Consider the following 25353-nt stretch of genomic DNA (forward strand, 5'->3'; position numbering starts at 1 on the left):
TCAGGCTTTACTCTACGAAGGGATTTCGCCGTGCGCTGGCTCAGGATCGCCATTGGTTTTTTTGTCAGTTTATTGACCGCTCTGCTTGTTTTACTGCCGGCACATGCTGCTCAGGGCAGCAGTTGGTCTGTGCTGTCAGACCCTCAAGGCACGTTGCAAATCAGCGATGTGCATTCATCTCGATTCGCGACTCAATTCAGCCCCATTGAACTCGATCAGCTCAAAGCCGCTGAGCCGGGAGAAGCCCTGTGGCTGCGTTTCCGGCTGGTGCCGGACAAACACGAGCAAATTCTGCGGGTGTTTGCGCCCGATGTGTCCCGGCTGGACCTGTACGTGCTCGACGATCAAAAACTGATCGAAGAAGTCACCGCCGGCAATACCCTGACACAGGCCGACAAACCCCTGCCGAGCAGTGACTACATGCTGCCGCTGCCCCAAAGCAGTCGCACACTGGACGTCTATCTGCGGCTGGTCTCCGACCATCAGTTACGGCCCTACATCACCCTCGACACCGCTGTCATGCTGGCGGCCAATCAGGGCAAACCCTTGCTCTACGGCTTGCTGTTGGGTTGCCTGCTGATGCTGGTTCTGCACAACCTCACCCGTTTCGGATTCACCCGCTCGATCAGCAGCTTGTGGCTAGCGATTTGTGAAGCCCTGCTGCTCACCAGCTCTGCGCTGTTCCTGAACCTGCTGGGCCCGTGGTTGCCCGAATGGCATGGCGCGCAAACACCCGGCGCTTATCTGGCGCTACTGCTGACAGCCCCCTGCGGCCTGATGTTCGCCTACAGCTTTTTCTCATCGCGCGGCCCGCACCCGATCAACAGGCTACTGCTGGCTGACATCCTCATCATTGCCCTCGGCGGCCTGCTGTTGCTGTTCATCGACAACCTGCCGCTCAACCTGATGACCTACGCCTTGGTCGCCCTGGCGAGCCTGAGCATCTTGCTGGTGTCGGTCTATCACCTGCAAAAAGGCTATCGCCCGGCCCGGCTGTTCGTGGTGGCCATCGCTATTTTCAACCTCGGCACGCTGGTGATTCTGCCTGCCCTGCTGGGCCTGACCCTGATAGCCCCCCAAGAGCTGGTACTGGCCCTGATGCTGATCGTCTGCATCAGCGGTTTCCTGATGAGCCTGGCGTTAAGTGAGCGCAATCGAAGCATCACAGAAGACGAATTCAGCATCAGCCGTGAATTGGCGGCCAGTAACGCCGAGGTCAATGCCAAGGCCGAATTTCTGGCCAAGATCAGTCATGAGATCCGCACCCCGATGAACGGCGTGCTGGGCATGACGGAGTTGCTGCTCGGCACGCCGCTGTCCGTCAAACAACGGGACTACGTGCAAACCATTCACAGCGCCGGCAACGAGTTGCTGACGCTGATTAACGAAATTCTCGACATCTCCAAGCTGGAGTCCGGGCAAATCGAGCTGGATGACGTGCAGTTTGACCTCAACGCCCTGATCGATGACTGCCTGAGTATTTTCCGCACCAAGGCAGAGCAACAGAACGTCGAACTCATCAGCTTCATTCAACCGCAAGTACCGCGGGTAATCAGCGGTGACCCAACCCGCTTGCGCCAGACGTTGCTGAGCCTGCTCGAAAGTGCGCTGAAGAAGACCGATGAGGGCGAAATCCTGATTGTCGTGGCACTTGAAGAGCGCAGCGACCCGCCACGCCTGCGCATCACGGTTCAGGATTCTGGCCAGCCCATGGATGAGCAGGAGCGCGATGCCCTGCTGCACGCGGAACTGCACAGCAAGAACTTCCTGGCCGCCACGCGGTTGGGCGGGCACCTGGGGCTGGTGATTGCTCGGCAATTGATCATGCTGATGGGTGGCGAGTTCGGCATCAAACCCGGCCAGAGCAAAGGCAGCAGCCTGTGGATGACCTTGCCGCTGGATCCTCAGCACCTGGAGCACCAAACTTCCGACCTCGACAGCCCGCTCAAAGGCGCCCGCGTGCTAGTGGTCGACGACAACGACACCTGCCGCAAAGTATTGGTGCAGCAATGCACCGCGTGGGGCTTGAACGTCAATGCGGCTGCCTCCGGCAAAGAAGCCTTGGCACTGCTGCGGACCAAGGCCCACTTGCGTGACTATTTCGATATTGTCCTGCTCGACCAGAACATGCCCGGCATGACGGGCATGCAATTGGCGGCCAAAATCAAGGAAGACCCGAGCCTCAATCACGACATTCTGCTGGTCATGCTGACGGGCATCAGCAATGCGCCGAGCAAAATCATTGCACGAAACTGCGGGATCAAACGCATCCTGGCCAAACCAGTGGCCGGTTACACCTTGAAAACCACACTGGCCGATGAACTCAGCCAGCGCAATAAAGGTCAGGTCATCAGCAGCAAAGCCACAGCCGGCACCCCGACGTTGCCCACCACTGTGCCAGGGGACTTCCGGATTCTGGTGGCGGAAGACAACAACATCTCCACCAAAGTGATTCGCGGCATGCTCGGCAAACTCAATCTGCAACCCGACACCGCCTGCAATGGCGCCGAAGCCCTGAAAGCCATGAAGGCCGAACGCTATGACCTGGTGCTGATGGATTGCGAAATGCCGGTGCTCGATGGTTTCTCGGCCACTGAGCAATTGCGGGCGTGGGAAGTCAGCAACCAACGGGTACGCACACCCGTGGTGGCATTGACGGCTCACATTTTGACCGAACATAAAGACCGCGCCCGTCAGGCGGGCATGGACGGCCACATGGCCAAACCGGTCGAACTCTCGCAACTGCGCGAACTGGTCGAATATTGGGTTGCCCAACGTGAGCTGCGTCAATCTCAGGAACAATCGCCCTCGTTACATTAATGGCGAGTTTGCCGACAGACCTCCAACCGCCTGATAGACTTTCGGCGCCTTCCTTCGACGTGAGCTCATACCATGCTCCATGTGCTGTTCAGTGTGTATTTGAAGATGCTGGTGCTCTACAGCCCGTTCTTCGTGCTGTCGTGCTTTATCAGCCTGACGCGGGGTTACTCGAACAAGGAACGTCGCCGTCTGGCCTGGAAAGTCGCCCTGGCCACCCTGATTTCGAGCGTGTTGCTGTACCTGTTCGGGCGCACGATCTTCAATGTCTTCGGCATCACGGTGGATGCGTTCCGCATCGGCGCCGGCAGTGTGTTGTTCATCTCGGCGTTGGGCATGGCTCAAGGCAAGTCGGCGGTGCAGACAGATAACGTGCAGCAGGATGTGACCATCGTTCCACTCACCATCCCGCTGACCGTCGGCCCTGGGACCATCGGTGCGTTATTGGTGATGGGAATTACCCAACCGCATTGGGACGACAAACTGATGGCGATCACCAGCATCGCGCTGGCCAGCCTGACGGTCGGCATCGTGTTGTACCTGTCCAACCGGATTGAACGCATTCTCGGTGAACAAGGCTTACAAATCGTCAGCCGCCTGATGGGGTTATTCGTATGCGCGCTCGCGGCACAGATCATCTTTACCGGGGTGAAGGGGTATCTGGTGCCTTGAGCTGATAGCTAAAGCTCTGCATAAGCTCTCTGGAGGCCTATTGCTTCAGATTTTTGAAAAAATCGTCACCAATTTCACTCATTTTTTGCAGAACAATCTCTCGATGAGGGTTGTAGTTTTCGGTCCTCAAATAAAACCCGGAACAGGCTGTTTGCACATCCAAAGCATCGTCCGTCTTGATTTTTTTACCATCGAAAAAAATATTATCGAGATTGACGCGCGATTTAACTTTCATCCCGCTTACGAACATATAGCTCCCCAAGGCCTTGCGATGCTCACAGGGAACAAACTGATAATGGGCCATTGAGCCATTGCGATTACGGCTCTCAAATATGTCTTGTGACGCCTTGTCCAACTTCAACATTTCAATCGAATGCTTGAGCGAAGCACGAAGCGACGCTTGATTTACGTACTTAAGGCCGTCTAAAACGGCCTCTTCCAGGCTATAAAAAATACCTGTTTCGGCCCAGCCGGAACGCATATCTTCATCGACCTCCCACCCCACCGCCATCAGGCTTTCAGTGAACAAATCGAACCAGTCCACAAGCAGTTTGTCGTTCTTCAAAGACTTGTCAGCACTGTATTGAGCAAGCGCAAGGCTGTTCATAATATCCTGTTGTTCTTGGGGCGAGAATCCGTCAACAAATGAAAGAAGACTACCACCGACCATAACGACGCGATTACTCATTCCGTATTTTCCATTCGTAGCACGTATGCTTTAAATAAGTTACCGCGCAAACCCGCCGGGCTCGGCAAATCACATTCCTGCTTCATCCCTACTCGTTGCGCGGGGTAGATGGGGTATCTACTCGATTAAACAGCCCGATGCTTTAATGAATCGCCAAGTCGACAATCTGATCGACTGCTATATCTTTCACTAAAGCATTTATATTACCTCTGACCTTATCGTACATGCGCGTATTCAACTCAGCACTTGATACCGTCAGCGAGGGCGTACCAATCAGTTCTTTACCCTCTAAGGGCCGAATAAAAATATTTGCGCCCGGATCCCCATGAACGCTCAAACGAACCTGAACCGTTAACAGCTGATTCTGAGGATTGAGCACACTGAGCAGGAAACAAACATTTAAAGAACCTTGATCATTCAGGGTCAGATCAGAGACGGAACGCTTAAAGACTGAATCAAAAAACACTTTCTGCGCCTGTGCGTCACACGTTAAAGCCTTTAGCCCATCGCGCAGGAGCTTCAGTGAAACCCCGGAGTTAATAGTGTGTGCCTGATTAATTAGCTCTGATATCACAGAGAGCACGTCAAAAAAAGCATCCTCACTTGGCTTTACATCAACATTCTGTGAAAGCGTTGTTATCCACTTCGTCTGTATACGCGCCTCACCGATATGTTGATCCCAGCTGCCGAGTTCAGCGAATCTGTCAGCTCTGCCGTCCGCATAAAACTGCATAAACAATTGCGAACAGGCAAGATCACTTTCAAACGGCACAGGCAAGTTATCCGGTAAAAAAATTAACTGGCCTGATACGACTTTGAGCTTGTACTCCATGTACATCCCCCTTATTCGGACATAGCGCTAATGAACGAGGCGACACTATAAAGTGCCGCCCCGCTGACGAATCATTTCAGATTTATGTTTGCAAAAAAATCATCAGAAGACTTATCAAGCTGACCGAGTATATGGTGCTCACGGCGCTTATAGGAATCAAAGTTCAAGTTCATCTGAGTCGCCGCTTTTTGAACACTCAGACTCGAAGCCTTCCACTTCCAGAACCAGGCACCGCCTTCGGAGGAGTTAAAAGTACATTCCAGACCGGCCAGGACAGTCACAGCAATACCGCCCTCAGACTCTATGCACGGCATGATCTGACAACTGCCTACGCTACTGCCCTTACTGTTGTTATCAAACAACGTAATGATGGCATTGTCTTTTTTGATTCTATCGAAGACTTTACCCAGTAAAGGAACGATCGCTGCGGCATTCGCCCCTGCAGCCATAGCAACTATTTCCAAAACGAGACTGTCCATGGTGACATTGACATTTTTCGTATCATGGGTGGTATATATATAATTGGTGAAGGTCCAACCACACGCCTTCATTGATTCATGGTAAGCCTCGTACCATGCCAAGGCATTGGTTTTACGGTTTGCTTTTGTATCGGCATAAGCTTCAGAGAGCTGGGCAATATTCATAACCGCCTGACGCTTCTCAGGAGCCACACCATCAGCAAATGCAATAACGATTGGTGTTTCCTTCCCGATCAGGGCAGTTTCTTCTGTTGTCTCGCCTCCCACGCTTGGCGATTCAGGCGTCGTTAAAAATTGCATTTTTTGCTTGACGGGCAACGCATTAAAAAACTGTTCGGCTTCTTGGTCTGTAAAAGCAACGTTTTCACTAACAATCATACAATCACTCCATTTGATTTTATTTAGCGAGCCTTCCCGACCCGTTAAATAAAACATAGCCTGCTTTTTCTACAATACAAAAAATGGTTCCTTACTTAATATTACAGAAACACGCATTACTAAAACGTTGCTTCCCGCCCCGATCAACTCCATCCGACGTTCATCCCTGAACAGAACAATAAGACAGCACTTATCAGACTGGACTGGAGAGTCGCCCTGACTACCTTGATGTACCCTGGGATTTGGTTGCGGATAGAGTCGAACAACCTCGCCGTGGCGGGCGCATGAGCGCAGGTAGTCGATTGATGCTCAACGGTTTGTGCGATGCAGTGTTTGTGATATTACTTTTCGTACAGAGCCGAACCAACGCCCAGAACACTTTCCCATGGCCTGCCCCTCAACCGAATCCTGCGCATTAGAAACAATGACGCTTACATCGAGCTCATTACAACTAACTTAATCGACCTCTCCCCCTTCGCACACGGGCTTTTGCCACGTACGCCACCTGATTCAAACTCTATATAGCCAGCATAGGAGTTATTCACACTGCCACATTAATAAAAACCAGTAAGCCTCATATATTTATTTGACGCACACTGACGAATATTCCGACAGTGCTAGGGCATTAGGATGGCCAAACATTACCGTTATAAAAAAATGGCCTCATTAAAGAGGCCATTTATTCAGTACGTCAGGGCTTTTGCCCATACCAACGCGGTGTGTAGACCCATTCCAGTCCGTCAGCACGACGGAATGCGCATGTCGTCGACGAACCAATGATGACCATGGTGCGCATGTCCACCTGATCCGGCGTCAACGCGCCAAGGGTCGTCACACGTAGCGTCTGGCCCGGACGGCCGATATCGCGACCCAAGACGACCGGCGTCGCAGGCAGACGATGACGGGCGACGATGTCCAGTGCCACGCCTAGCTGCCAAGGGCGTGAGCGGGAAATCGGGTTATAGAACGCCAGCGCCAGATCCGCCTCGGCCGCCAGGTCCAAACGTTTTTCGATGATGGCCCATGGCTTGAGGTTGTCCGAGAGCGACATCACGCAGAAGTCATGCCCCAACGGCGCTCCAGCCTGCGCCGCCGTCGCCAGGGAGGCCGACACGCCCGGCAGGATCTCCAGGTCAACGCTGTGCCAGAGCGGATTGTTGGACTCGTGCAGCGCTTCCAGTACGGCTGCCGCCATGGCGAACACACCAGGGTCACCAGACGACACCACCACCACTGAGCGCCCTTGGGTCGCCAGCTCGAAGGCATGCCGGGCTCGCTGCATTTCTTCGCGGTTGTCGGTGCAGTGCAGCACTTGATCGTTACGGAACGGCCCGGCCATGCGCACATAGGTTTCATAGCCCAACACGTCGTTGGCCCGTTCCAGCTCGGCCTTGACGGCGGGCACCATCAGCTCGGCAGCGCCTGGCCCTAACCCGATGACGGCCAGGCGTCCACGCGCACGTCCCAGTCGCTCAATGACCAGTGGCACGGGCGCCACCCCCACGGTCACAGCATTCACAGGCTCACTCCAGGCGACTGACTGCTCGGCAAAATCATCATCGTCAGTTGCAAAACGTAGCGGCACACCCAGTTCAGTGGCCACTTCACGCAGTTGGATATCAGCCATCAGGGATTCGCCGGCCACGACGCACGCCAGGGATTGCCAGGCGACTTTCGCTTCGCGCAGCACGTCGCCAACGGTGTGCGCTGACACCACGGCGTTGACTTTCACCAGCACATTGCGCGGGTAAATCCGTAACTCGTCCGCCACAGGCTCGCGCGCTTCGCTGCCCACATGAATCGCCAGACGCGCATCTCGGTGTTCGGGCAGTTGCGCACTGTCCAACCAGGGCGCGTCCCCTTCGATGCGCACGGATTCCCCGGCCAGCAGGTCTGACACAAAGCGCTTGCCCAGCTCCACATCACCCAGCACATAGCCACTCGGCGGATTCAGCAGGCAGGTGCCAAAACGCAGTTCGCCACTGGTGGTGATGGCGGGTGCAATCCCCAGGCCCGCAGCGATTTCCCGCGCCAGATCGTTGACCCCGCTCAAGCCCCCCAGTAAAGGCACCACGGCGCTGGCGTCTTCAGCAACGGCCAGAACCGGCGGCTCGGCCCCCTTCTCCAGCAACAACGGGGCGAGGGTGCGAATCACAATGCCAGCCGCGCAGAGCGCAATGATGGGCGTGTCCTGCGCATACAGCTGACGCAGGTTGGCGCCAAAGTCGGTGTAAACCCGGTCCGCACCCGCTACCCGTTCAGCCAGGCCATAAATCAGTGAGGTGGGGTATATCTGCTGGATACGCCGGGCGGTGGCCAGACTGCCAGTGCCGAGGATGACAATGGCGGCAGCGGGGCGGCTCATCCTTGCCACCGTTCGCCGGGCACGATGATCAGCGAAAAATATGGCGACGACAGGGGGTCGACGTCATTAAAAGGCACAATTTTCTGATTGCTCATGGTGGCACGCTCCACGTACAGCGCCCGCTCGGCCAGGCCCAGCTCGCTCAGGACTTCGCGCACCTTATGGAAGTTACGCCCCAACTTCATGATGACGGCGGCATCGGCATCCGCCAGACGGCGCTTGAGCTCTTCGTGCGGCAACACGCCGGACAACACCGACAAGCTCTGATTGCGATACACCAGCGGCACGCCCAGCACTGACGCACCGCCCAGCATCGAGCAAACACCCGGCACCACTTGGGCTTCAAATTGCTGCGCGAGGCGATCATGCAGGTACATGTAAGACCCGTAGAAGAACGGGTCGCCCTCGCAGATCACCGCCACGTCGCGTCCGGCTTGCAGATGCTGCGCCACGTCGACTGCGGCTTGATCGTAAAAATCGCTGATGATTTGTTCGTACGACAACGGCGCCGGCAAGGCTTCGGTGGTCACCGGGTACACCAAAGGCATCAGGGTTTGTGCGCCTTGCAGGTGCGCTTCGATGATGCCGAACGCGTTGCCTTTTTTACCCTTGGCCACGAAGTACGCCACCACGGGCGACTCGCGCAGCAGGCGTAACGCTTTGACCGTGATCAATTCAGGATCGCCGGGCCCCACACCCAAACCGATCAAACGTCCTGGTTGCACCATCACTCGATCTCCGTGGCCAGGGCGTTCACCGCAGCCGCCGCCATGGCGCTGCCGCCACGACGGCCCTGCATGATCACAAACGGCACGCCGCGACTGTCAGCCGCGAGCATGGCCTTGGATTCGGCCGCACCGACAAACCCCACCGGAAAGCCCAGGATCAGTGCCGGTTTTGGCGCACCGGCATCGATCATTTCCAGCAAATAAAAGAGTGCGGTCGGCGCGTTGCCGATCACCACGACGCTGCCTTCCAGATACGGACGCCACAGTTCAAGGGCGACCGCCGAACGGGTATTGCCCTTCTCCAGCGCCATCTCGGCCACGCCGTCTTCCTTGAGGGTGCAAATCACCTTGTTGTTGGCAGGCAAGCGCGTGCGGGTCACCCCTTCGAGCACCATGCGTGCATCACACAAAATCGGGGCGCCAGCGGCCAATGCATCTCGCCCGGCTTTGCCCGCGCCCGGCGAGAAGCGCAGGTCTTCGATGGCATCGACCATGCCGCACGCATGGATCACCCGCACGGCCAGTTTTTCAAGGTCCGCCGGGATGCTGTCGAGGTTGGCCTCGGCACGAATAATGGCGAACGAGTTGCGATAGATCTCTTGACCGTCGCGGATGTAATCAATCATGGGTGTTGCTCCGTTGGCGGGCTTCAAGCCAGGCGCCCGCCGCTTCAATAGTAAGATTGCGCTCGCGCAGCACACCGAATCCGGCGTGCTGCGGGTCACGTAAATAGAGGTCGTAATGACCGGGCGCTACAGCCAGCAACGTGACCGGCGCCACATGGGCCGCCGCGCAAGAGCGCAGGCAACCCGTCAGGTGAATGGGCTGCGGCTGCGAGATCAGGCTCGCAAGTCGGCGCGCATCCTGCTTGGTATCGGCCAGCCCTTTGATGCAGGCGCTGGAACCGGTGCACGCGACTATTTGCGTCAGCGGGTGTTGCGCATCACACAACAGGCCCAAGGCGTGCAGCGCTTGAGTGACACACGCAGCCTGTTCGGCGCGCACATGCGGAACCAGCACGCCTTGCCAAGGGGTAAAGCGCAAAGTGCCATTTCCATAGCGTGTGGCGACCTTCGCCAGCCCGCTGAGCAGGGCGGCATCGAGTCGCCCCAACGCCAAGGTCGCGCCTACGTAGACCTGACCTGCTTCTCGCTGTGGATAAGTTCCGATGGGCGATTGCCTGCTGTGGGGCGCGCGCGGCCACGCGGCCGCGGGGCCGATCGCCACGCTGAGGCGCTGCGCCAGTTGCGCGACAAAATCGGTGATCGCCCGCTCTTTGAACAGGTGGCGCATTCGGGTGTGCTCGGGGCGCGCCCACTCCAGAAACAGCGTGAGTACGGCCATCACCAGTGCATGCCCATGCTCGACCGGCACGCTACCGAGCGCCGCATCCTGCGCCGGGCAACCCGCAAGGCCGAAGGCCAGGAGTGGCTGGCCATTGCATTCAAAAGCGCACAGCCACAGATCGTGATGATGCTCCCGCATGGCCAGCGCTTCGCCGCCGTCCAGCTGCACCGCGAACTTGGCCGACAACTCGGCAAAACGCGGCGTGCTCTCCAGGCTGCCGAGGATCTGGCGTGCCAGCGGCCATGTGTCGATCACCTGTTGCGGATCGATGCCCGCGGTCGGGCTGAGCATCAGGTTGCGCACGTCGTCACTGGCGGCATTCGCTGGCCCAAGGCCCACGGCCAGCAACGGCTCGATCAACGCCTGATGCGCCGGGCCGACGCCACGAATCTGCAGGTTGCTGCGGTTGGTGGCCTCAATCACGCCGCTGGCATAACGGTGCGCCACGTCCGCCACCGCCTCAGCCTGTTGAGCGGTGATCAGGCCACCTGCCAGCTTGACGCGACAAATGCCACCGTCCATCGCCTGGACAATGCGCAGTAAGCCGGGGCAGCCCGAAGGGCGCACTGGCGTCGTGGCAGGGAAATCAGGTGGCAAGGTCAAGGATCAATCCAGAGCAGGCAATGCGCTATCGCGGGTCGCGCATTATGCCTGCTTTGGGGCGATGCATGAAAAGCCTGCCGGACGGAATGCCCACGCCGTTCCTTCGTCCGCTGCCCTGCCCTAAGCCAATACTGGGTAGACACGCCCTAATTGAACAATCAGCAGCACCAGCGTATCGGCATTGGCCAGCATCATCTCAACCCGTTTGACAGGGTCATTTCTGAACACCAGACGGGCTTGATCCAACGTGCTCACGCCCGCAATTTGCTTGATGTACGTTTTAGCCGGGCCACGGGGGATGTCTTCCCACTGCTGGGTTTCGGGGTTGAACACTTTAAACAAATGCTCCGTGGTCGCGTGAGGTGAGTGATTTCTCTGGATCTCTTGGTTTAGCGTTTTCAGGTGGCGCCCAAAGGGCAAGTCCTCGTCTAACACGTCGGGGTAGGGGAAACCCGCGTTCAAATAATGAATGTCCTCGGTGTCGAGCACATCGTGGGTGACCTCGTGCAGCAGAAACGACGCACGCAAATGCTGGCCGGCGCGAAAAGGCGGTGACGCGGCCTTTAAATACGGGTGGTTCAACGCATAAGAGCGCTCAAACAAGGTATTGAAGAAAACCTCCGTCAAATAGATGCGCCTTGAACTGTCGGCGCGATTGACAAAGGCTGAGGCCCGCGAGTTGAAACGGGAGCGGCACACCACGTATTTACGCGACGTGTAAGGCGACAAGTCAGGGTGCAGGAACCGCGCGAGTAACGCGTCAATGCGTGTCTTGACGTGCTCAAGATGAACCGGCTCCAGCGTTTCGAGACCAAAAAACGTTTTCAGAAACTCACGGTTTTTTCTGTTCGTGCTGCCCGGCGCATCCAGGTCCTTGAGGACCTGCGTTGCGCGTTTCAGATAAATCGTGGCCAATTCATGGGCCTGGCGGATGTTCAACGCCTTACCCGGAAAGCGACGCCCGATACTGTCCATGCCGATGGCCTGTATTTCATAGGTCAGGGCATTGGTCGCCAAGGTGCCGAACTCGCTCATCCTGGACGCGGCAGGCCCACCGCCCGGCAGCGGCTCAGCCACGTCCACTTCCCAGTGTTGTTGTGCGTTGAGTTTAATCAACGGGCCCTCTCGGGTTTCATCCAGGTAGATGCGCCAGCGATTGCGCCACGCCTGCACCCGAAACACCTGCGCGCTCAAGGGGACGTAATACAGACCGGTCTGTGGGTCACTGTAAATCTGTGTCTGCGGGTCGTGGGTTAAATCCACCAGCGCGACATCATTGGCCCGATAGGGCGTCAACCCCTGCGCAGGCCCTTGAAACTGCAGATCGGCACGCGCACTTATTTCGGCTCCCACCTCATCAATCACGCCCGTACCCGCCGAACGGATCAGTGAATGCCAAGCGCGACGTGTCGTCGCCAGCACCACCAATGACAGGGCGAAATTGGCCACCGCTTCAACCCATTGGCCCTTCTTCCCTGCGCTCAAGCCTTCACGAAACAGCCCCAGCGCCTGCCAGACCACAATGGGAATACTCAGCTTGCCGGGCACAAACATAACGGTCGTATTAACCACCAACGTCATTAAATACGTGAAGGACTCCCAATCGGCCTGCGCCGTGGTCTTGGACTGCAAGCCCGCCATTTCCAATAACAGTCGGTAGTTGTCCCGGTACAAGGTGGAGAACAGATTGCCCAGAATAGGGCGATTGGCCAGTGCCACGGGCGGCGGGGTCTGCCATCCGTTCAGCAATTGCGAATCCGAATAGTGCGGCAAGTGCGGTTCGACAAATCCGCCATTGGCGTATGTTTTTCGCTCGAAGGCGGGCAAGCGTTGCAACACCACGTTCTGCAAAGACTCACGGGTGTAGAGGTCCGCCAGCAACTGCCCTTCGCTGGCGTATTCCTTGAGTGAAAAATGTTCGTTGTACATCACCCACAGCAACTGTGGACCCACCTCGCCAGACGGCGGGCCCACGATATAGAGGCCTGTGGCCAAGTCCGGGGTGCGGCCCGGGTCGGCGATCAGTTCCAGCGGACGGATGATGAGCGCAACACCGTTCAGCGGGTCGCGCGCAATGCCGTCGGGGCGTTCGATGACGTGTTTCAAATAGGCATACGCCGTGGCGGACAATGAACCACTGAGTTTTTCTCTTAGCCCCTGTTCAAGCACTTGCAGCAACAATTGGTCGCCGAACTGCCGTTGCCGTTGTGCGGCGCCTTCGCTTTCAGGAGCCAGGGTACTTTTGAGCAAGGCTTGATAGTGCCGACCGATATCAAGCCTTCGCACCAGACGCGTGGCATAGCGTGCGTCCAGCGCCAGCGGCAAGGCGTTGCCATTTACGGGCCGCAAAAACATCGATCCGCCCTCGAGCCGGTTGAAGCCGTTGAGCGCGAACCGGGTCAACGGCTGGATATCACGGGACGTGGCGGCGGCCAGGAACGACGGGGTGCTGCCCACCGCAACCGGCGCGGCCACGTAAGTGTCGAGCACAACTTCAATGGCGTCCGGGTCCAGGGCACGATCTGGGAAATCGAGCGCCAACTGCGCCTTGAGCTCCGTGCGGGCGTAGCCCTCAATGTCGGGAATGCCCTGCAAGTAATTGCCATTTTCCTGCACGGCCAACGGGTAGCGTTGCAGCAGGTTGGCGTACGCCAATTGGTCGGCCCGGGATGCATTTTTTAACCAAAGCGGCAGTGCATGTTCTAACTGCTGCGTCTCGGCCATTTCGCGATGGCGTTCAAGGTTGAGCCCGGCAAGGCCCTCGTTCAACAGGCTGCGGGCGAGGTTTTCAAAGCTGTGCGCGGTCAAGGGAGTATCCCGGGCCTGACGGCACACGTAATCGGCATCCAGCAACACTTTGTTAATGGCCGCTTCCTGACTCTGATACACAAAGTCCTCGTCGAAGCGCTCGAAGTTGACCCACTGATTCTCCCCCTCCACCGCCCAATCGCTGCGACTGTCGAGGTGTTCGCCAATCAGCGATTGCTCATCCCTGCGAACCTGGTCTAACAGGTCGCTGCGCAGACTTTGATCAAGTAACAGCGCCTCCAGATGCGCCTTGCACTGGTCCACCGACGCAAAACCCTCAAAGCCTGACACTGGCGTCCAGAGGATTGCCCGACCTGCACTTTCAGACGCCTGCCCGCCCCGCTCGGTGATCAGCAGGCAGTGGGTGAGGCTGACCCCACTCAACGGCGCGCCGAGATTCAGAAACACGCCGAATACGTCCGGCACAAACTGATTGAGCGCCGGACGCTGAGTACTCACCGGGTAGGTCAAGACTGTAGAAATGACGTGTTTGTCCTGGGTCTCAAGGTGATTGCCCCTCACCATCAATCGCAGATCAGCGCGCAACATCACGTGCCTGAGTGTGGCCAGATGCCGGGCCAGGGTATCCGGCGCCAGCGAGGTGTAGGGCGTATAGAAGAAGGTCGAGAGTTGCTGCTTGAAGGCCTGATCGAATGTTTTTGCCAGCATGTCCAGCAGTGTCAGCAACTTGGTGCCGCTCACGCGTTTGAGGGGTTTGATCTCCTCATCGATTGAGGACCTGATCCCGCCCTGTAGGAACGCCGGGTTCTGCGGCAAGGGGTAACGACCGGTGACACGCTCAAGCAAGGCATCAATGACTGTCAGCGTGCGCACCGGCACACGGCCAACTGAAGACTCATCCGCGTCAAACACCTGCACCCACACCTCAGAGACATCGATGAAGCGTTGCCCCTCTTGATTCAACACCGCCACCCATAAATGACGGGCGCACATCCGTGGCGTCGGCCACTGCCTGAGTAACGCATCCCTCTGGGCCAGGGTCTTGGGCAGTTTGAGACTCAACACGTCGGACAAACCGTTCTCGTTGACGGCCAGCGGCAAGCCATTGCTGTCGGGCAAAAACCGACTGTCCCAGCGCCCCCGGCTATTGAGCGCCAACAGACCGGGATCGATCAGCGCGCGCATATCGAGTGCGTGGTCCACCGCAGCCAGCGCCAGTCGACGGTCCTGATACTGGCCCGCCAGATAAACCAGGTCGCGGATCTGCTTGGCCCGTACGGCATGAATGCAATCTTCAAAGACCGCACCGGCAATGTTTTCGACACGCAGCGTGGGCGAGACCATGCCGGCCAGCAAGGGATGCTGATCCTGAGGCGCATGACGAGCAATGGTGTCAAATGTGGCAGGGCTGCGCAGCTTGCTCAGCACATAGCTGGAAAGCCGTGCACGGGTCGATATGCTCACCAGCCCGGTCGAGGCACTGAACACGTACACGCCATTGTTTTGCCCCGGAAAATAAAGGCACAACAACCCCGCCAGCTCGACCTCAGTGCCATTGCCCTGCGACACCAACAGGCGAGCCGCCCCGATGCGTGCGGGGTCATGCTGTGAGGCAAGCAGTTGTTGCAGAGCCTGAAACGTCTGCGCAGAGATTTCGCCTGCCTGACGGGCTTGCACCAGGTGCTGAAAAAACACATCACCCAGCCGTGCGACGCCATACGCATGCGGGCTCGGCTGGGGGCCCGCAGGCAGGTCCCAAAAAACAGACATCGCTTCGCTCATACGGGTCATGAGTTGCTCGGTCGCCGCCGTGAGCACACGCGTAAATCGCCGATCCAGGTCGGCGTCACTTTCTGCCGGACTTCGGGTAAAAGGGCCGGTCCAGGTGTATGAACGGTCCGTTGCTAACTGGCCGTTAACAAACAACTCCAGCGCGACGCTGCTCAGGCTGGGGCCGGGGTCGTCAGGTGTCTGACCCTGCGGCGTATTGGCCCGGTGAATGTTTTGAGCCGTCACGGGCTGCCCGGCAAAGTGCAGCTCCAGCTGAACCTGTAACTGTTGATCCACCAAGGCCCTCAGAGTGGGCGTGGCCAGCAGCCGTTCCAGCGTATCGGCCTGGCTGGCGGTCAGAAAATCTTTCAGTGTCTGGCTGAGGTACGTCAGGACCGGCGCGGGCACGTCACGGGTTCGCAGGGTCAGCTCGCCCGTCAGGCTCAGGAACGGTCGCACGTCCACCGGGCAAAAACGCAGCACCGGTTCACGCAGCAAGGGATCATCCAGCAGCAGTTCCAACGCAGCGCTCAGCGCCTCGATGTCATTGAATTTTTCCAATGCCCCCAGCGGGGTCAGCAGAAATACCGGGGACTGCGTGGCGGCTGTGTGCGTCAGCAGCAATGCACCTGCCCACTGCGCCGTACGGGACTGATGCCGACTCAAAAACACGCTGCTGACGTGAGCGGGGATCGCATTGCCGGTTTCATCGGGCACGGCAGTCAGCGCCTGGCTCAGCCAGTCATGTTCAAACGCGCCGATAACCCCGGCTGTTTGCGCAGCGTCAAGACCGCGCAGGTAAAGGGCATGCAAGGCCTGCTCGGTCAACGCCGCGTGTGCAATAAGGTTCATGGAAACTCCTGACGGTTGTCGGGACCGCCTGTCGGGCCCCAGAGGTGTTCCCAAACGCTACCGTGGCCCTTCCCGCCCCTGGCGCTACATAGTTAAGGCGTGCTCCTGACACGCGTGCGCAACCGACAGGCACAAGGCGCGCTATCATGCGCACCGCCTTGCACAGGCGGGTAAACGATGACTTCGGCGTTTAACAAGAGGATTGGCATGTCGCCCTGGCTAACAGTTGTGGGAATTGGTGAAGACGGCTTCAGCGGTCTGGGCAAAACGGCCCGGCGCGCGCTGTTGAGCGCTGCGCGGGTGTTCGGCGGGCAGCGCCAGCTGGACTTGCTGCCAGCCTGCATCGGCGCTGAACGCCTGACGTGGCCCAGCCCCTTTTCGCTGGCGCCGGTAGTGGCACTGCGCGGCGAACCGGTCTGCGTGCTGGCCAGCGGCGATCCGATGCTGTTCGGCGTGGGTGCCAGTCTGGCGCGTGTGATCCCCGGCGACGAAATGCACGTACTGCCCTCAGCGTCGTCTTTCTCGCTGGCGGCGGCGCGTTTGGGGTGGGCGCTGCAGGACGTTGTGACGCTCTCGGTGGTGGCGCGGCCCGTGGCTGCGCTCAATGCCCACCTGCACAGCGGTGTGCGCCTGATGGTGCTGAGCAATGACGCCAGCAGCCCGACTGCCGTCGTCGAGCTGTTGCGCGAGCGCGGCTTTGGCCCGAGCCGGGTGCATGTGCTGGAACACCTTGGTGGCCCGACCGAACGGCGCATCGAGGCGAGCGCCGACGACTGGAACGCCTGCGACATGGCCGACTTGAACCTGATTGCCATCGAATGCATTGCCTCTCACGACGCGCACCCGCTGTCGCGTATCGGCGGGCTGCCCGACAGCGCGTTCAAGCATGACGGCCAGTTGACCAAGCGTGACGTGCGCGCCATGACCCTGGCGCGTCTCGCGCCCCTGCCCGGCCAACTGTTGTGGGACGTAGGCGCGGGCAGTGGCTCGATTGGCATTGAGTGGATGCGCAGCTACCCGAGCTGCCGCGCGCTGGCGATCGAAGCTGATGAGGGCCGTCAGCAGTTAATCGAACACAACCGTGACGCGCTGGGCGTACCCGGCCTGCGCTTGATCCGCGGCAAGGCCCCGCATGCGCTGGCCGGGCTCGAACGCCCCGACGCGATTTTCATTGGTGGCGGCGTGACCCGCGAAGGCGTTCTCGACACGTGCTGGCAGCAACTCAAGCCCGGTGGCCGCTTGGTGGCCAATGCCGTCACCCTGCAAAGCGAACTGCACCTGATGAACTGGCGCGCGCTGCATGGCGGGGAACTGACCCGTCTGCACGTCGCTCACGCCCGGCCGCTGGGGGAGTTCGACACTTGGCGCCAAGCGCTGCCGATCACCCTGTTAGATGTGACCAAACCCCACGATGCGTGACGAAACCGCTGAACAACCCGCGCCGCTGCGCAGCGGCCTGACCACGGGCAGTTGCGCGACGGCCACCAGCCTGGCTGCCGCACGCCTGTTGCTAAGTGGCGTGTGTCATGACGCCGTTGAAATCACCCTGCCCAAGGGCAAGGTGGTGACGATGCGCCTGGAGTTTTGTCGCCTGCTGGCCGGGGGCGCCGAGGCGGGCACCCTGAAAGACGCGGGCGACGACCCGGACGTGACCCATGGCGCGCTGCTGTACTCGCAAGTGCGCCTGATCCCCGCCGCGGGCGTCGTCTTCGTGGCTGGCCAGGGCGTAGGCACCGTCACCCGGCCCGGTCTGGTACTGGCCGTGGGAGAACCGGCGATCAACCCGGTGCCGCGCAAAATGATCACCGATCACCTACTGCAACTGGCCCGTGATTGCGATTACGCCGGGGGGTTTGAAGTGACCGTCAACGTCCGCGACGGCGAAGCGCTGGCACTGAAAACCATGAATCCGCGACTGGGAATTCTGGGCGGCCTGTCGATTCTGGGCACCAGCGGCATCGTGCGCCCGTTCTCGTGCGCGGCGTACATTGCTTCGATCCATCAGGGCATCGACGTGGCCAAGACCAACGGCTACCTGCACATCGCCGCCTGCACCGGCAATGCCAGCGAAGACACCATGCGCCGCGTGTACAACCTGCCGGAGATCGCGCTGATCGAAATGGGCGACTTCGTGGGCGCGGTGCTCAAGCATCTGCGCAAAGTCCCTGTGGATAAATTGAGCCTGTGCGGCGGCTTCGGCAAGATCAGCAAACTGGCTGCCGGGCACATGGATTTACACAGTCGCCACTCCAGCATCGACCTGCCGCAACTGGCTGACTGGGCCGCCGCCATTGGGGCTGACGCCGCACTGCAAACCGCCATTCGTCAGGCCAACACCAGCCAGCAAGCCTTGGCCATGGCCCATGCAGCCGGCATCGCCTTGGGCGACGCGGTGTGTCAGCACGCGCTGAACTTCGCTCGCAGCGTGGTGCCCACCCAGGTACAGGTTGAAGTCTTCGCCATCGACCGCCAGGGCGGGATTGTGGGCCATGCGGGAGCCTTTGAATGAAACGGATTTTACTGCTGGGCGGCGTCACCGAAGCGCTGGCCATTGCCCGCACCCTGGGGCCACAGCACGTGTACAGCCTCGCCGGGGTGGGCCGTGTGCCGACTGACCTGACCTGTGAAGTACGGGTCGGCGGCTACGGCGGTGCCGAGGGTTTGGCCCGCTATATGCGCGAGCAGCACATCGATGTGCTCCTGGATGCGACACACCCGTATGCCGCGCAAATCAGCGGCAATGCAGCCTTGGCCGCCCGCGCCTGCGGTATTGAATGCTGGGCGTTGCGGCGTCCGGTCTGGCAGCCGCAACCCGGCGACGATTGGCGTGAGGTGGCGGACTGGGACGAACTGGTCACGGCGCTCACGCCTTTCAAACGCCCGCTGTTCACGCTGGGCAAAGAACCGCTGGCGCATTTGCACGAAATTCCCGCCGATCAATTCTGGACCTTGCGCGCGCTGGACCCGTATCCCGGCAACGAACGCTGCACGGTCATCGGCGCCCGCGGCCCGTTCAGGATCGACGACGAACGGCGCCTGTTTGAGCAGCAACACATCGATGTACTGATCAGCAAAAACAGCGGCAGCTGCGCCACCGAGCCCAAACTGGAGGTTGCCCGCGAACGCGGCGTGCCCGTGTTGATCCTCAAACGCCCCGAATTGGCGGAGGTAGATCGGGTGTTTTGGGGGGTTGGGGAAGTGCTTGAGGTATTGAAGCAAGAAAAATATTTGTGAATGTGTATTCAGTAGCGATGTTGTATCCTGCGAGATACGATTCGTTCCATGATCACTCTCGAACAAACCCATGAATTCGCAAAATGGCTAAGCTCATTAAAAGACAAAACCGGGCAAGCACGTATTTTGGCCCGCATTAGAGCCGCAGGATTAGGGCATTTTGCGGACTGCGAACCTGTGGGGGATCGTGTTTACGAAATGCGCATTCATTGCGGGCCCGGCTACCGCGTTTACTACGCACGCAAGGGAGAAGTCATTTACCTGTTGCTCATGGGCGGCGATAAAACAACACAGGTGCGGGACATAAAACGCGCAAAACATATAGCAAAAACATTGAGTTGTGAGGACTGAACAATGACCGAACAATTTACCCGTTTCGATACTGCTGACTATTTGAAAACCCCTTCAGAAATGGCTGCATACCTCGATGCCTGTTTCGAGGAAGATCCGGGTGATGGCAGCCTGATTCGTGCCGCGCTTAACGATATAGCGCGCGCCCAAGGCATGAGCCAGATCTCTCGGGACACCGGGTTAGGCCGCGAGAGCCTCTACAAAGCCCTCGGCAGCAGCGGCAATCCGGAGTTCGCAACGATCATTAAAGTCATGAAAGCGCTCGGACTTAAACTCCACGCAAGCGCGGCCTGAGGTTAGCCAGCAATGCCGGGCGACACTTCGCCGCACCCGGCCTTTTTACTTACGCCGATCATTCAGGCTAAATAGCGCCCTTGATCACTCCACTCACGGAATTCGTCATGTCCCGACAACGCTTTGCATTTGCCTGGATCGCCTGCTTCGCAGTGCTGTTCAACATGCTCGCCATGTCGACGGCAGGGGCGATGAGCGGTGCCCGTCAGGCGTCCACCGAGCAGTTCATGTGGAGCAGCTTTTGCACCTCGACCGGTACCAAAATGGTAGCCGTGTCGCTGGGCAAGGTTGACGCTGGCGACAGCCAGAACGACGATCATTCCACCATGCAGCATTGCTGGTGCTGCTCGGGCTCGGCGCCACTGGTGGCCTTGCCGTCCCATGTCCCGACGCTGTATTTCGCGGCCATCGAGCACGGCCATAGCCAAGTGCCGGATCACCTGAAACGCCCTACCCCGCGCCAGCAATGGCCAAGCCTCAACCCCCGCGCCTCTCCTCTGGTGTGATTCATCCTCGCAACCCCTTTGCGCTTTGAATCGTTCCGGAGAATTACCATGTTGAATCTGTCACTGGTCAAGCACGCCCTGATGGCGGCGGCTTTGATGTTGCCTGCCTGTTTCGCCAACGCTCATCAATACACCGCTGGTGCGCTGGAGATCGCTCACCCCTGGTCCCAGGAGCTGCCGCCCAATGCGCCGACCGTCGCGGCGTATTTCATCATCAAGAACACCGGCGACACCGCCGACCGCTTGTTGAGCGCAGACACCCCGATTGCCGAAAAAGCCGAGATCCACGAGCACGTCATGCAGGGCGACCTGATGAAAATGCAGCGCGTGCCCACGGTGGATGTCCCGGCAGGGGGCACTGTCACGTTTGCCCCCATGGCGTACCACGTGATGCTGTTCAACCTCAAAGACCGCAGCCTGCTGCAAGACGGCAAGCGCTTCCCCCTGACCCTGCACTTTGAAAAGGCAGGCGCTGTGCAAGTCGACGTAAACGTGCAGAAACAGGCACCGGGCGCCAGCAAGGAAACCTCGCACGCCCACTAACCGCCAAGGTCTTTGAGCCCCGTGAGCGCCCGTCGCGCCAGGCCGCCCATGTCGCAGATCCGCGGCAGTTGGTTAAGCCTGTTTGCCATGTTGATGATTTTCATCGGCCCGCTGATTTCCCAAGCGATGCCGATGGATCATCACGCCTCCATGCCCATGCCGATGGACATGCGGGTGTCGGCGCACAGCGAACACGCCGAGCCTCAACAACCGTCCGCTGACCACCACGCCATGTGGGAAAAATGCGGGTACTGCACACTGCTGTTCAGTTGCCCCGCGCTCCCCGGCACGGTTGACCTGGCCCTGTTCAATCCCCCTGAGCCCGAAAGTTATCTGGCGTCCAACCCCCGGCTGGGCCACGCCCGGCAACCGGTCTTCCCCGGCGCCCGATCACGCGCGCCGCCCGCCTTCCTTTAAACACCGACACAACAACTTCACCTTGGCCCGTCTTATGCCCTGCCCCAGGCAGGCGCGTGGCCGTGTTGTATTCGATTGAATATTGGAATGTTTATGTCCCGTTTTACTGCTGCCTCCCGTTTGCCTCACCCCCAGACGGTGCTCCCCTTCGCCCTGAGCGCGCTGTGCTGCGCGTTGTTCGCCCCGCTGGCTCTGGCCGCCGACCCCGTGGATGAGCACGCCGGGCACGTGCGTGAACTCAGCCCGACGGTAGTGACTGCCGTGGCGCCCAGTTCCCCGCTGACCATCGTCACCAACCCGAAAGACCCGCGTCAGCCCGTGCCCGCCAGCGACGGCGGCGACTACCTCAAAACCATCCCCGGCTTTGCCCTGATCCGCAACGGCGGCACCAACGGCGATCCGGTCTTGCGCGGCATGTTCGGATCACGCCTGAACATCCTCACCAACGGCGGCATGATGCTCGGCGCCTGCCCTGGCCGAATGGACGCCCCAACGTCCTACATTTCGCCGGAAACCTACGATCAACTCACCGTAATCAAAGGCCCGCAGACCGTGCTCTGGGGGCCAGGCGCCTCAGCGGGCACCATCCTGTTTGATCGCGCACCCGAGCACTTTGGTGAGCTGGGCACGCGGGTAAACGCCAGTGTGCTGGCGGGTTCCAATGGCCGCTTCGACAAAACCATCGACGCCGCCGCCGGGGGCCCGCTGGGTTATGTGCGGGTGATCGGCAACACCGCGCATTCCGACGATTACAAAGACGGCAATGGCGACACGGTGCCGTCACGTTATGACAAATGGAACGGCGACATCGCCCTCGGATGGACCCCCGATGCCGACACCCTGCTGGAACTCACTGCCGGCAAGGGCGACGGCGAGGCACGTTCGGCCGGTCGCGGAATGGACGGCAGCCAGTACAAGCGCGAAAGCCTGGGCCTGCGCTTTGAAAAGTCCAACATCGGTGAAGTGCTCGATAAGGTCGAAGCGCAGGTTTACTACAACTACGCCGACCACGTGATGGACAACTACACCCTGCGCACCCCGTCCGGCACCGGCATGATGGCCGGGCCCATGGCCTCCAACGTCGATCGCCGCACCCTGGGCGCACGCATCAAGGCCACCTGGCGCTGGGCCGACTATCAATTGATCAGCGGCATCGACGCTCAGACCAACGAACACCGCAAACGTATGGGAATGGGCATCGACACCTACAAGGACCAGAACTGGAGCAAAGACGCCGACTTCCACAATTACGGGGCCTTTGGCGAACTGACCTGGTACGCCGCTGAGCGCGACCGTGTCATCACCGGTGCCCGCCTTGACCGTGCGTCCGCCAAGGACTTCCGCGCGCGGATTGGCTCGGGAATGATGAGCAAGCCCAACCCGACACTCGATAAAACCCGCGCCGACACACTGCCCAGCGGCTTTGTGCGCTACGAACACGACCTCGCTGACAGCCCGACCACCGTCTACGCCGGTCTGGGCCACGCCCAGCGATTCCCGGATTACTGGGAATTGTTTTCACCGTCATCCGGCCCCGCAGGCTCGGTGAACGCATTCGACGCGATCAAACCCGAGAAGACCACCCAGCTCGACATGGGCCTGCAATACAAAACCGAACGCCTCGAAGCCTGGGCCTCGGTCTACGCCGGTGAGATTCGCGACTACATCCTGTTCGATTACGCCAAGGGATCGTCCCAGGCACAGAACGTCAACGCCCGGGTCATGGGCGGCGAACTGGGAGCCGCGTATCAGTTGACCGCCCGCTGGAAAGCCGACGCCACACTGGCGTATGCCTGGGGCAAAAACACCACGGATGGCAAGGCCCTGCCGCAAATGCCGCCGCTCGATACCCGCCTCGGCCTGACCTACAGCGAAGACGACTGGAGCGCCGGTGCCTTGTGGCGCGTGGTGGCCCGGCAAGACCGGATCGATCGCAACGCCGGTAACGTGGTGGGCAAGGATTACGACAAAAGCGCAGGCTTTGGCGTGTTCTCGCTCAACGGCGCCTACCGCATCAGCAAAAACCTGAAAGTCAGCGCCGGGGTCGACAACCTGCTGGATAAAAACTACAGCGAACACCTGAACATGGCCGGCAACGCAGGTTACGGCTACCCGGCAAGCGACCCGACGCCGATCAACGAGCCCGGCCGCACGCTGTGGACAAAAATTGACGTGAGCTTCTAAGCACCACGTTGCCCCTCACTCCGGTCCTGTGCTTAAGGCAAGGGCCGGGGTGATGCCTGAAAACAATTGCTGACCTTGCGGAGCCGCTCACATGAGCCAACCAACCCCCTCTTTTTACAACCTGGCCTGGCGGTGGCATTTCTACGCCGGGCTGTTTGTTGCCCCGTTCATGATCCTGCTGGCCCTGACCGGCATCATTTACCTGTTCAAGCCCCAGCTTGACCCGTTGCTCTACGACCACCTGATCAACGTCAGCCCCGGTCATCACAGCCTCAGCGCCGACGAACAACTCACCCGCGTCCAGGCCACTTATCCACAGGGGCATATCAGCCAGTACCTGCCCCCGATCAACCCGCAGCGCAGCGGTCAGTTTGTCATCCATAACGGCGGGCGCGAGCTGAACGTGTTTATCAACCCCTACAACGGCGAGGTGCTGGGCGAGCAGGATGCCAAGCTCAACCTGCAAGCCGTGGCCCGAGCGCTGCACGGCGAGTTGATGATCGGCACGCTGGGCGATCGCCTGGTCGAACTGGCCGCGGGCTGGGGCGTGGTGCTGGTGATTTCCGGGCTTTACCTGTGGTGGCCGCGCGGGCAATCGGCGGCAGGCGTGCTGTGGCCACGCTTGACCCGTCGCGGGCGTGTGCTGTGGCGTGATCTGCACGCCGTCACCGGTTTCTGGGGCGCTGCATTGCTGCTGTTTATGTTGATCAGCGGCATGACCTGGACCGGTTTCTGGGGCAAGCAATACGCCGACCTGTGGAATCAGTTCCCGGCGGCCATGTGGAACAACGTCCCCAAATCCGACCTGGAAGCGCGCAGCCTCAACACCGCAGCCCGTCAAACCGTGCCCTGGGCAATGGAGAACACCCCGATGCCCGTCTCGGGCGCCCATGCCGAACACATGGGCCACGGCGCCCAGGCAAGTGGCCCGGCCGCGCCGACCATCACCCTGCAACAGGTGGTCGACACCGCCACCCGGCGCAACGTCGAACCCGGTTACAGCATCACCTTGCCGACCACCGCCGAAGGCGTCTTTACCGTCGCCGTCTTCGCTGACGATCCGCGTGACGATGCCACCCTGCATGTCGATCAATACACCGGCCAAGTGCTGGCCGATGTGCGCTGGCAGCATTACAGCAACGTCGCCCGCGCCACTGAAATGGGCGTGATGCTGCACGAAGGAAAACTCTTCGGCTCACTGAACCAGATCGCCATCCTGCTGGTGTGCCTGATGATTCTGCTCAGTTCGGTGAGCGGCCTGGTGATCTGGTGGAAACGTCGCCCACAAGGCCGCTTGGGCGTACCGCCGCTGCGCCATGCGCTGCCCACCTGGAAAACCGGCGTGCTGATCATGCTGGGGCTGGCGGTGCTGTTCCCGCTGGTGGGCGTGTCTTTGATTGCCGTCTGGGTGCTTGACCGGTTGTTATTGCTGATGCGCGCTAAACCACAACGTGAGCAGCACTCATGACCAACGTGAATAGTTCGAGAGCCGCGCGCTAGAGACTCGGGGATAATGGCGCGCTG

At 59.4% G+C, this 25353-nt stretch carries 20 protein-coding genes; 12 read left to right on the forward strand and 8 right to left on the reverse strand.

Going from position 1 to position 25353, the window contains the following annotated elements:
• The first annotated feature begins 30 nt into the window (after positions 1-30).
• Together IF654_RS20130 and IF654_RS20135 are read left to right on the forward strand one after the other, a co-directional pair.
• Entirely contained in the window at positions 31-2820 is a 2790-nt protein-coding gene (locus IF654_RS20130) for a hybrid sensor histidine kinase/response regulator (RefSeq protein WP_047273205.1), read from the forward strand.
• 72 nt (positions 2821-2892) lie between these two features.
• Positions 2893-3489 (forward strand): MarC family protein, encoded by a 597-nt coding sequence (locus IF654_RS20135; RefSeq protein ID WP_047273204.1) that lies wholly within the window; start codon positions 2893-2895, stop codon positions 3487-3489.
• Between the two features lie 37 nt (positions 3490-3526).
• On the opposite strand, the gene IF654_RS20140 is transcribed toward IF654_RS20135, so the two are convergent.
• The 8 genes from IF654_RS20140 to IF654_RS20175 all read right to left on the reverse strand — a co-directional run bounded on the left by IF654_RS20140 (position 3527) and on the right by IF654_RS20175 (position 16300).
• Positions 3527-4177: a hypothetical protein gene (locus tag IF654_RS20140; RefSeq protein ID WP_139047489.1), complete on the reverse strand. Its 651-nt coding sequence runs from the start codon at positions 4175-4177 to the stop codon at positions 3527-3529.
• Positions 4178-4319: 142 nt separating this feature from the next.
• Complete coding sequence (locus tag IF654_RS20145; protein WP_047273202.1) at positions 4320-5009, reverse strand: hypothetical protein; 690 nt, start codon at positions 5007-5009, stop codon at positions 4320-4322.
• 71 nt (positions 5010-5080) lie between these two features.
• Positions 5081-5866, reverse strand: coding sequence for a hypothetical protein (locus tag IF654_RS20150; protein ID WP_047273201.1), 786 nt, complete (start codon positions 5864-5866; stop codon positions 5081-5083).
• Between the two features lie 691 nt (positions 5867-6557).
• Positions 6558-8231, reverse strand: coding sequence for a precorrin-3B C(17)-methyltransferase (gene cobJ, locus IF654_RS20155; protein WP_047273200.1), 1674 nt, complete (start codon positions 8229-8231; stop codon positions 6558-6560).
• Positions 8228-8959 carry a precorrin-2 C(20)-methyltransferase gene (locus IF654_RS20160; protein WP_047273199.1) on the reverse strand — a complete coding sequence of 244 codons (732 nt, stop codon included), beginning with the start codon at positions 8957-8959 and terminating at the stop codon, positions 8228-8230. Before IF654_RS20160 ends, cobJ begins: the two co-directional genes overlap by 4 nt.
• Positions 8959-9585 carry a precorrin-8X methylmutase gene (locus IF654_RS20165; protein ID WP_047273198.1) on the reverse strand — a complete coding sequence of 209 codons (627 nt, stop codon included), beginning with the start codon at positions 9583-9585 and terminating at the stop codon, positions 8959-8961. Before IF654_RS20165 ends, IF654_RS20160 begins: the two co-directional genes overlap by 1 nt.
• On the reverse strand, positions 9578-10909 hold the full coding sequence (gene cobG, locus IF654_RS20170; RefSeq protein WP_230683735.1) for a precorrin-3B synthase: 1332 nt from the start codon (positions 10907-10909) through the stop codon (positions 9578-9580). Before cobG ends, IF654_RS20165 begins: the two co-directional genes overlap by 8 nt.
• Before the next feature lie 120 nt (positions 10910-11029).
• Complete coding sequence (locus tag IF654_RS20175) at positions 11030-16300, reverse strand: dermonecrotic toxin domain-containing protein (RefSeq protein WP_194862117.1); 5271 nt, start codon at positions 16298-16300, stop codon at positions 11030-11032.
• Positions 16301-16507: 207 nt separating this feature from the next.
• On the opposite strand from IF654_RS20175, the gene IF654_RS20180 reads away from it, so the two are divergent.
• The 10 genes from IF654_RS20180 (at position 16508) to IF654_RS20225 (ending at position 25297) form a co-directional block, all read left to right on the forward strand.
• On the forward strand, positions 16508-17719 hold the full coding sequence (locus IF654_RS20180) for a bifunctional cobalt-precorrin-7 (C(5))-methyltransferase/cobalt-precorrin-6B (C(15))-methyltransferase (RefSeq protein ID WP_048376786.1): 1212 nt from the start codon (positions 16508-16510) through the stop codon (positions 17717-17719).
• Complete coding sequence (locus IF654_RS20185; RefSeq protein ID WP_094987581.1) at positions 17712-18809, forward strand: cobalt-precorrin-5B (C(1))-methyltransferase; 1098 nt, start codon at positions 17712-17714, stop codon at positions 18807-18809. The genes IF654_RS20180 and IF654_RS20185 overlap by 8 nt, the downstream gene beginning before the upstream one ends.
• Positions 18806-19534 (forward strand): cobalt-precorrin-6A reductase, encoded by a 729-nt coding sequence (locus IF654_RS20190; RefSeq protein ID WP_094987582.1) that lies wholly within the window; start codon positions 18806-18808, stop codon positions 19532-19534. The genes IF654_RS20185 and IF654_RS20190 overlap by 4 nt, the downstream gene beginning before the upstream one ends.
• A 48-nt stretch (positions 19535-19582) precedes the next feature.
• The gene (locus IF654_RS20195; RefSeq protein ID WP_047275161.1) at positions 19583-19885 is read left to right on the forward strand and encodes a type II toxin-antitoxin system RelE/ParE family toxin; all 303 of its coding nucleotides are present in this window, start codon (positions 19583-19585) and stop codon (positions 19883-19885) included.
• A gap of 3 nt (positions 19886-19888) precedes the next feature.
• Positions 19889-20179: an addiction module antidote protein gene (locus IF654_RS20200; RefSeq protein WP_047275159.1), complete on the forward strand. Its 291-nt coding sequence runs from the start codon at positions 19889-19891 to the stop codon at positions 20177-20179.
• A gap of 107 nt (positions 20180-20286) precedes the next feature.
• On the forward strand, positions 20287-20685 hold the full coding sequence (locus IF654_RS20205; RefSeq protein WP_047279973.1) for a DUF2946 domain-containing protein: 399 nt from the start codon (positions 20287-20289) through the stop codon (positions 20683-20685).
• A gap of 48 nt (positions 20686-20733) precedes the next feature.
• The gene (locus IF654_RS20210; protein WP_047279972.1) at positions 20734-21228 is read left to right on the forward strand and encodes a copper chaperone PCu(A)C; all 495 of its coding nucleotides are present in this window, start codon (positions 20734-20736) and stop codon (positions 21226-21228) included.
• Positions 21229-21276: 48 nt separating this feature from the next.
• Entirely contained in the window at positions 21277-21645 is a 369-nt protein-coding gene (locus IF654_RS20215) for a DUF2946 domain-containing protein (RefSeq protein WP_047273187.1), read from the forward strand.
• A 93-nt stretch (positions 21646-21738) separates the two neighbouring features.
• A complete protein-coding gene (locus IF654_RS20220; protein ID WP_194862116.1) occupies positions 21739-23829 on the forward strand; it encodes a TonB-dependent copper receptor in 2091 nt (696 codons plus the stop codon).
• Positions 23830-23920: 91 nt separating this feature from the next.
• On the forward strand, positions 23921-25297 hold the full coding sequence (locus IF654_RS20225) for a PepSY-associated TM helix domain-containing protein (RefSeq protein WP_047273185.1): 1377 nt from the start codon (positions 23921-23923) through the stop codon (positions 25295-25297).
• Positions 25298-25353 lie beyond the last annotated feature (56 nt).

The sequence above is a fragment of the Pseudomonas lundensis genome, assembly GCF_015377145.2.
GTDB lineage: Bacteria > Pseudomonadota > Gammaproteobacteria > Pseudomonadales > Pseudomonadaceae > Aquipseudomonas > Aquipseudomonas lundensis.

Excerpts from the sequence above, each read along its gene's own strand:
- IF654_RS20135 (WP_047273204.1), top strand. The coding sequence starts at position 2,893 with ATGCTCCATGTGCTGTTCAGTGTGTATTTGAAGATGCTGGTGCTCTAC.
- IF654_RS20140 (WP_139047489.1), bottom strand. The coding sequence starts at position 4,177 with ATGAGTAATCGCGTCGTTATGGTCGGTGGTAGTCTTCTTTCATTTGTT.
- IF654_RS20145 (WP_047273202.1), bottom strand. The coding sequence starts at position 5,009 with ATGGAGTACAAGCTCAAAGTCGTATCAGGCCAGTTAATTTTTTTACCG.
- IF654_RS20150 (WP_047273201.1), bottom strand. The coding sequence starts at position 5,866 with ATGATTGTTAGTGAAAACGTTGCTTTTACAGACCAAGAAGCCGAACAG.
- cobJ (WP_047273200.1), bottom strand. The coding sequence starts at position 8,231 with ATGAGCCGCCCCGCTGCCGCCATTGTCATCCTCGGCACTGGCAGTCTG.
- IF654_RS20160 (WP_047273199.1), bottom strand. The coding sequence starts at position 8,959 with ATGGTGCAACCAGGACGTTTGATCGGTTTGGGTGTGGGGCCCGGCGAT.
- IF654_RS20165 (WP_047273198.1), bottom strand. The coding sequence starts at position 9,585 with ATGATTGATTACATCCGCGACGGTCAAGAGATCTATCGCAACTCGTTC.
- IF654_RS20175 (WP_194862117.1), bottom strand. The coding sequence starts at position 16,300 with ATGAACCTTATTGCACACGCGGCGTTGACCGAGCAGGCCTTGCATGCC.
- IF654_RS20180 (WP_048376786.1), top strand. The coding sequence starts at position 16,508 with ATGTCGCCCTGGCTAACAGTTGTGGGAATTGGTGAAGACGGCTTCAGC.
- IF654_RS20185 (WP_094987581.1), top strand. The coding sequence starts at position 17,712 with ATGCGTGACGAAACCGCTGAACAACCCGCGCCGCTGCGCAGCGGCCTG.
- IF654_RS20190 (WP_094987582.1), top strand. The coding sequence starts at position 18,806 with ATGAAACGGATTTTACTGCTGGGCGGCGTCACCGAAGCGCTGGCCATT.
- IF654_RS20195 (WP_047275161.1), top strand. The coding sequence starts at position 19,583 with ATGATCACTCTCGAACAAACCCATGAATTCGCAAAATGGCTAAGCTCA.
- IF654_RS20200 (WP_047275159.1), top strand. The coding sequence starts at position 19,889 with ATGACCGAACAATTTACCCGTTTCGATACTGCTGACTATTTGAAAACC.
- IF654_RS20205 (WP_047279973.1), top strand. The coding sequence starts at position 20,287 with ATGTCCCGACAACGCTTTGCATTTGCCTGGATCGCCTGCTTCGCAGTG.
- IF654_RS20210 (WP_047279972.1), top strand. The coding sequence starts at position 20,734 with ATGTTGAATCTGTCACTGGTCAAGCACGCCCTGATGGCGGCGGCTTTG.
- IF654_RS20215 (WP_047273187.1), top strand. The coding sequence starts at position 21,277 with ATGTCGCAGATCCGCGGCAGTTGGTTAAGCCTGTTTGCCATGTTGATG.
- IF654_RS20220 (WP_194862116.1), top strand. The coding sequence starts at position 21,739 with ATGTCCCGTTTTACTGCTGCCTCCCGTTTGCCTCACCCCCAGACGGTG.
- IF654_RS20225 (WP_047273185.1), top strand. The coding sequence starts at position 23,921 with ATGAGCCAACCAACCCCCTCTTTTTACAACCTGGCCTGGCGGTGGCAT.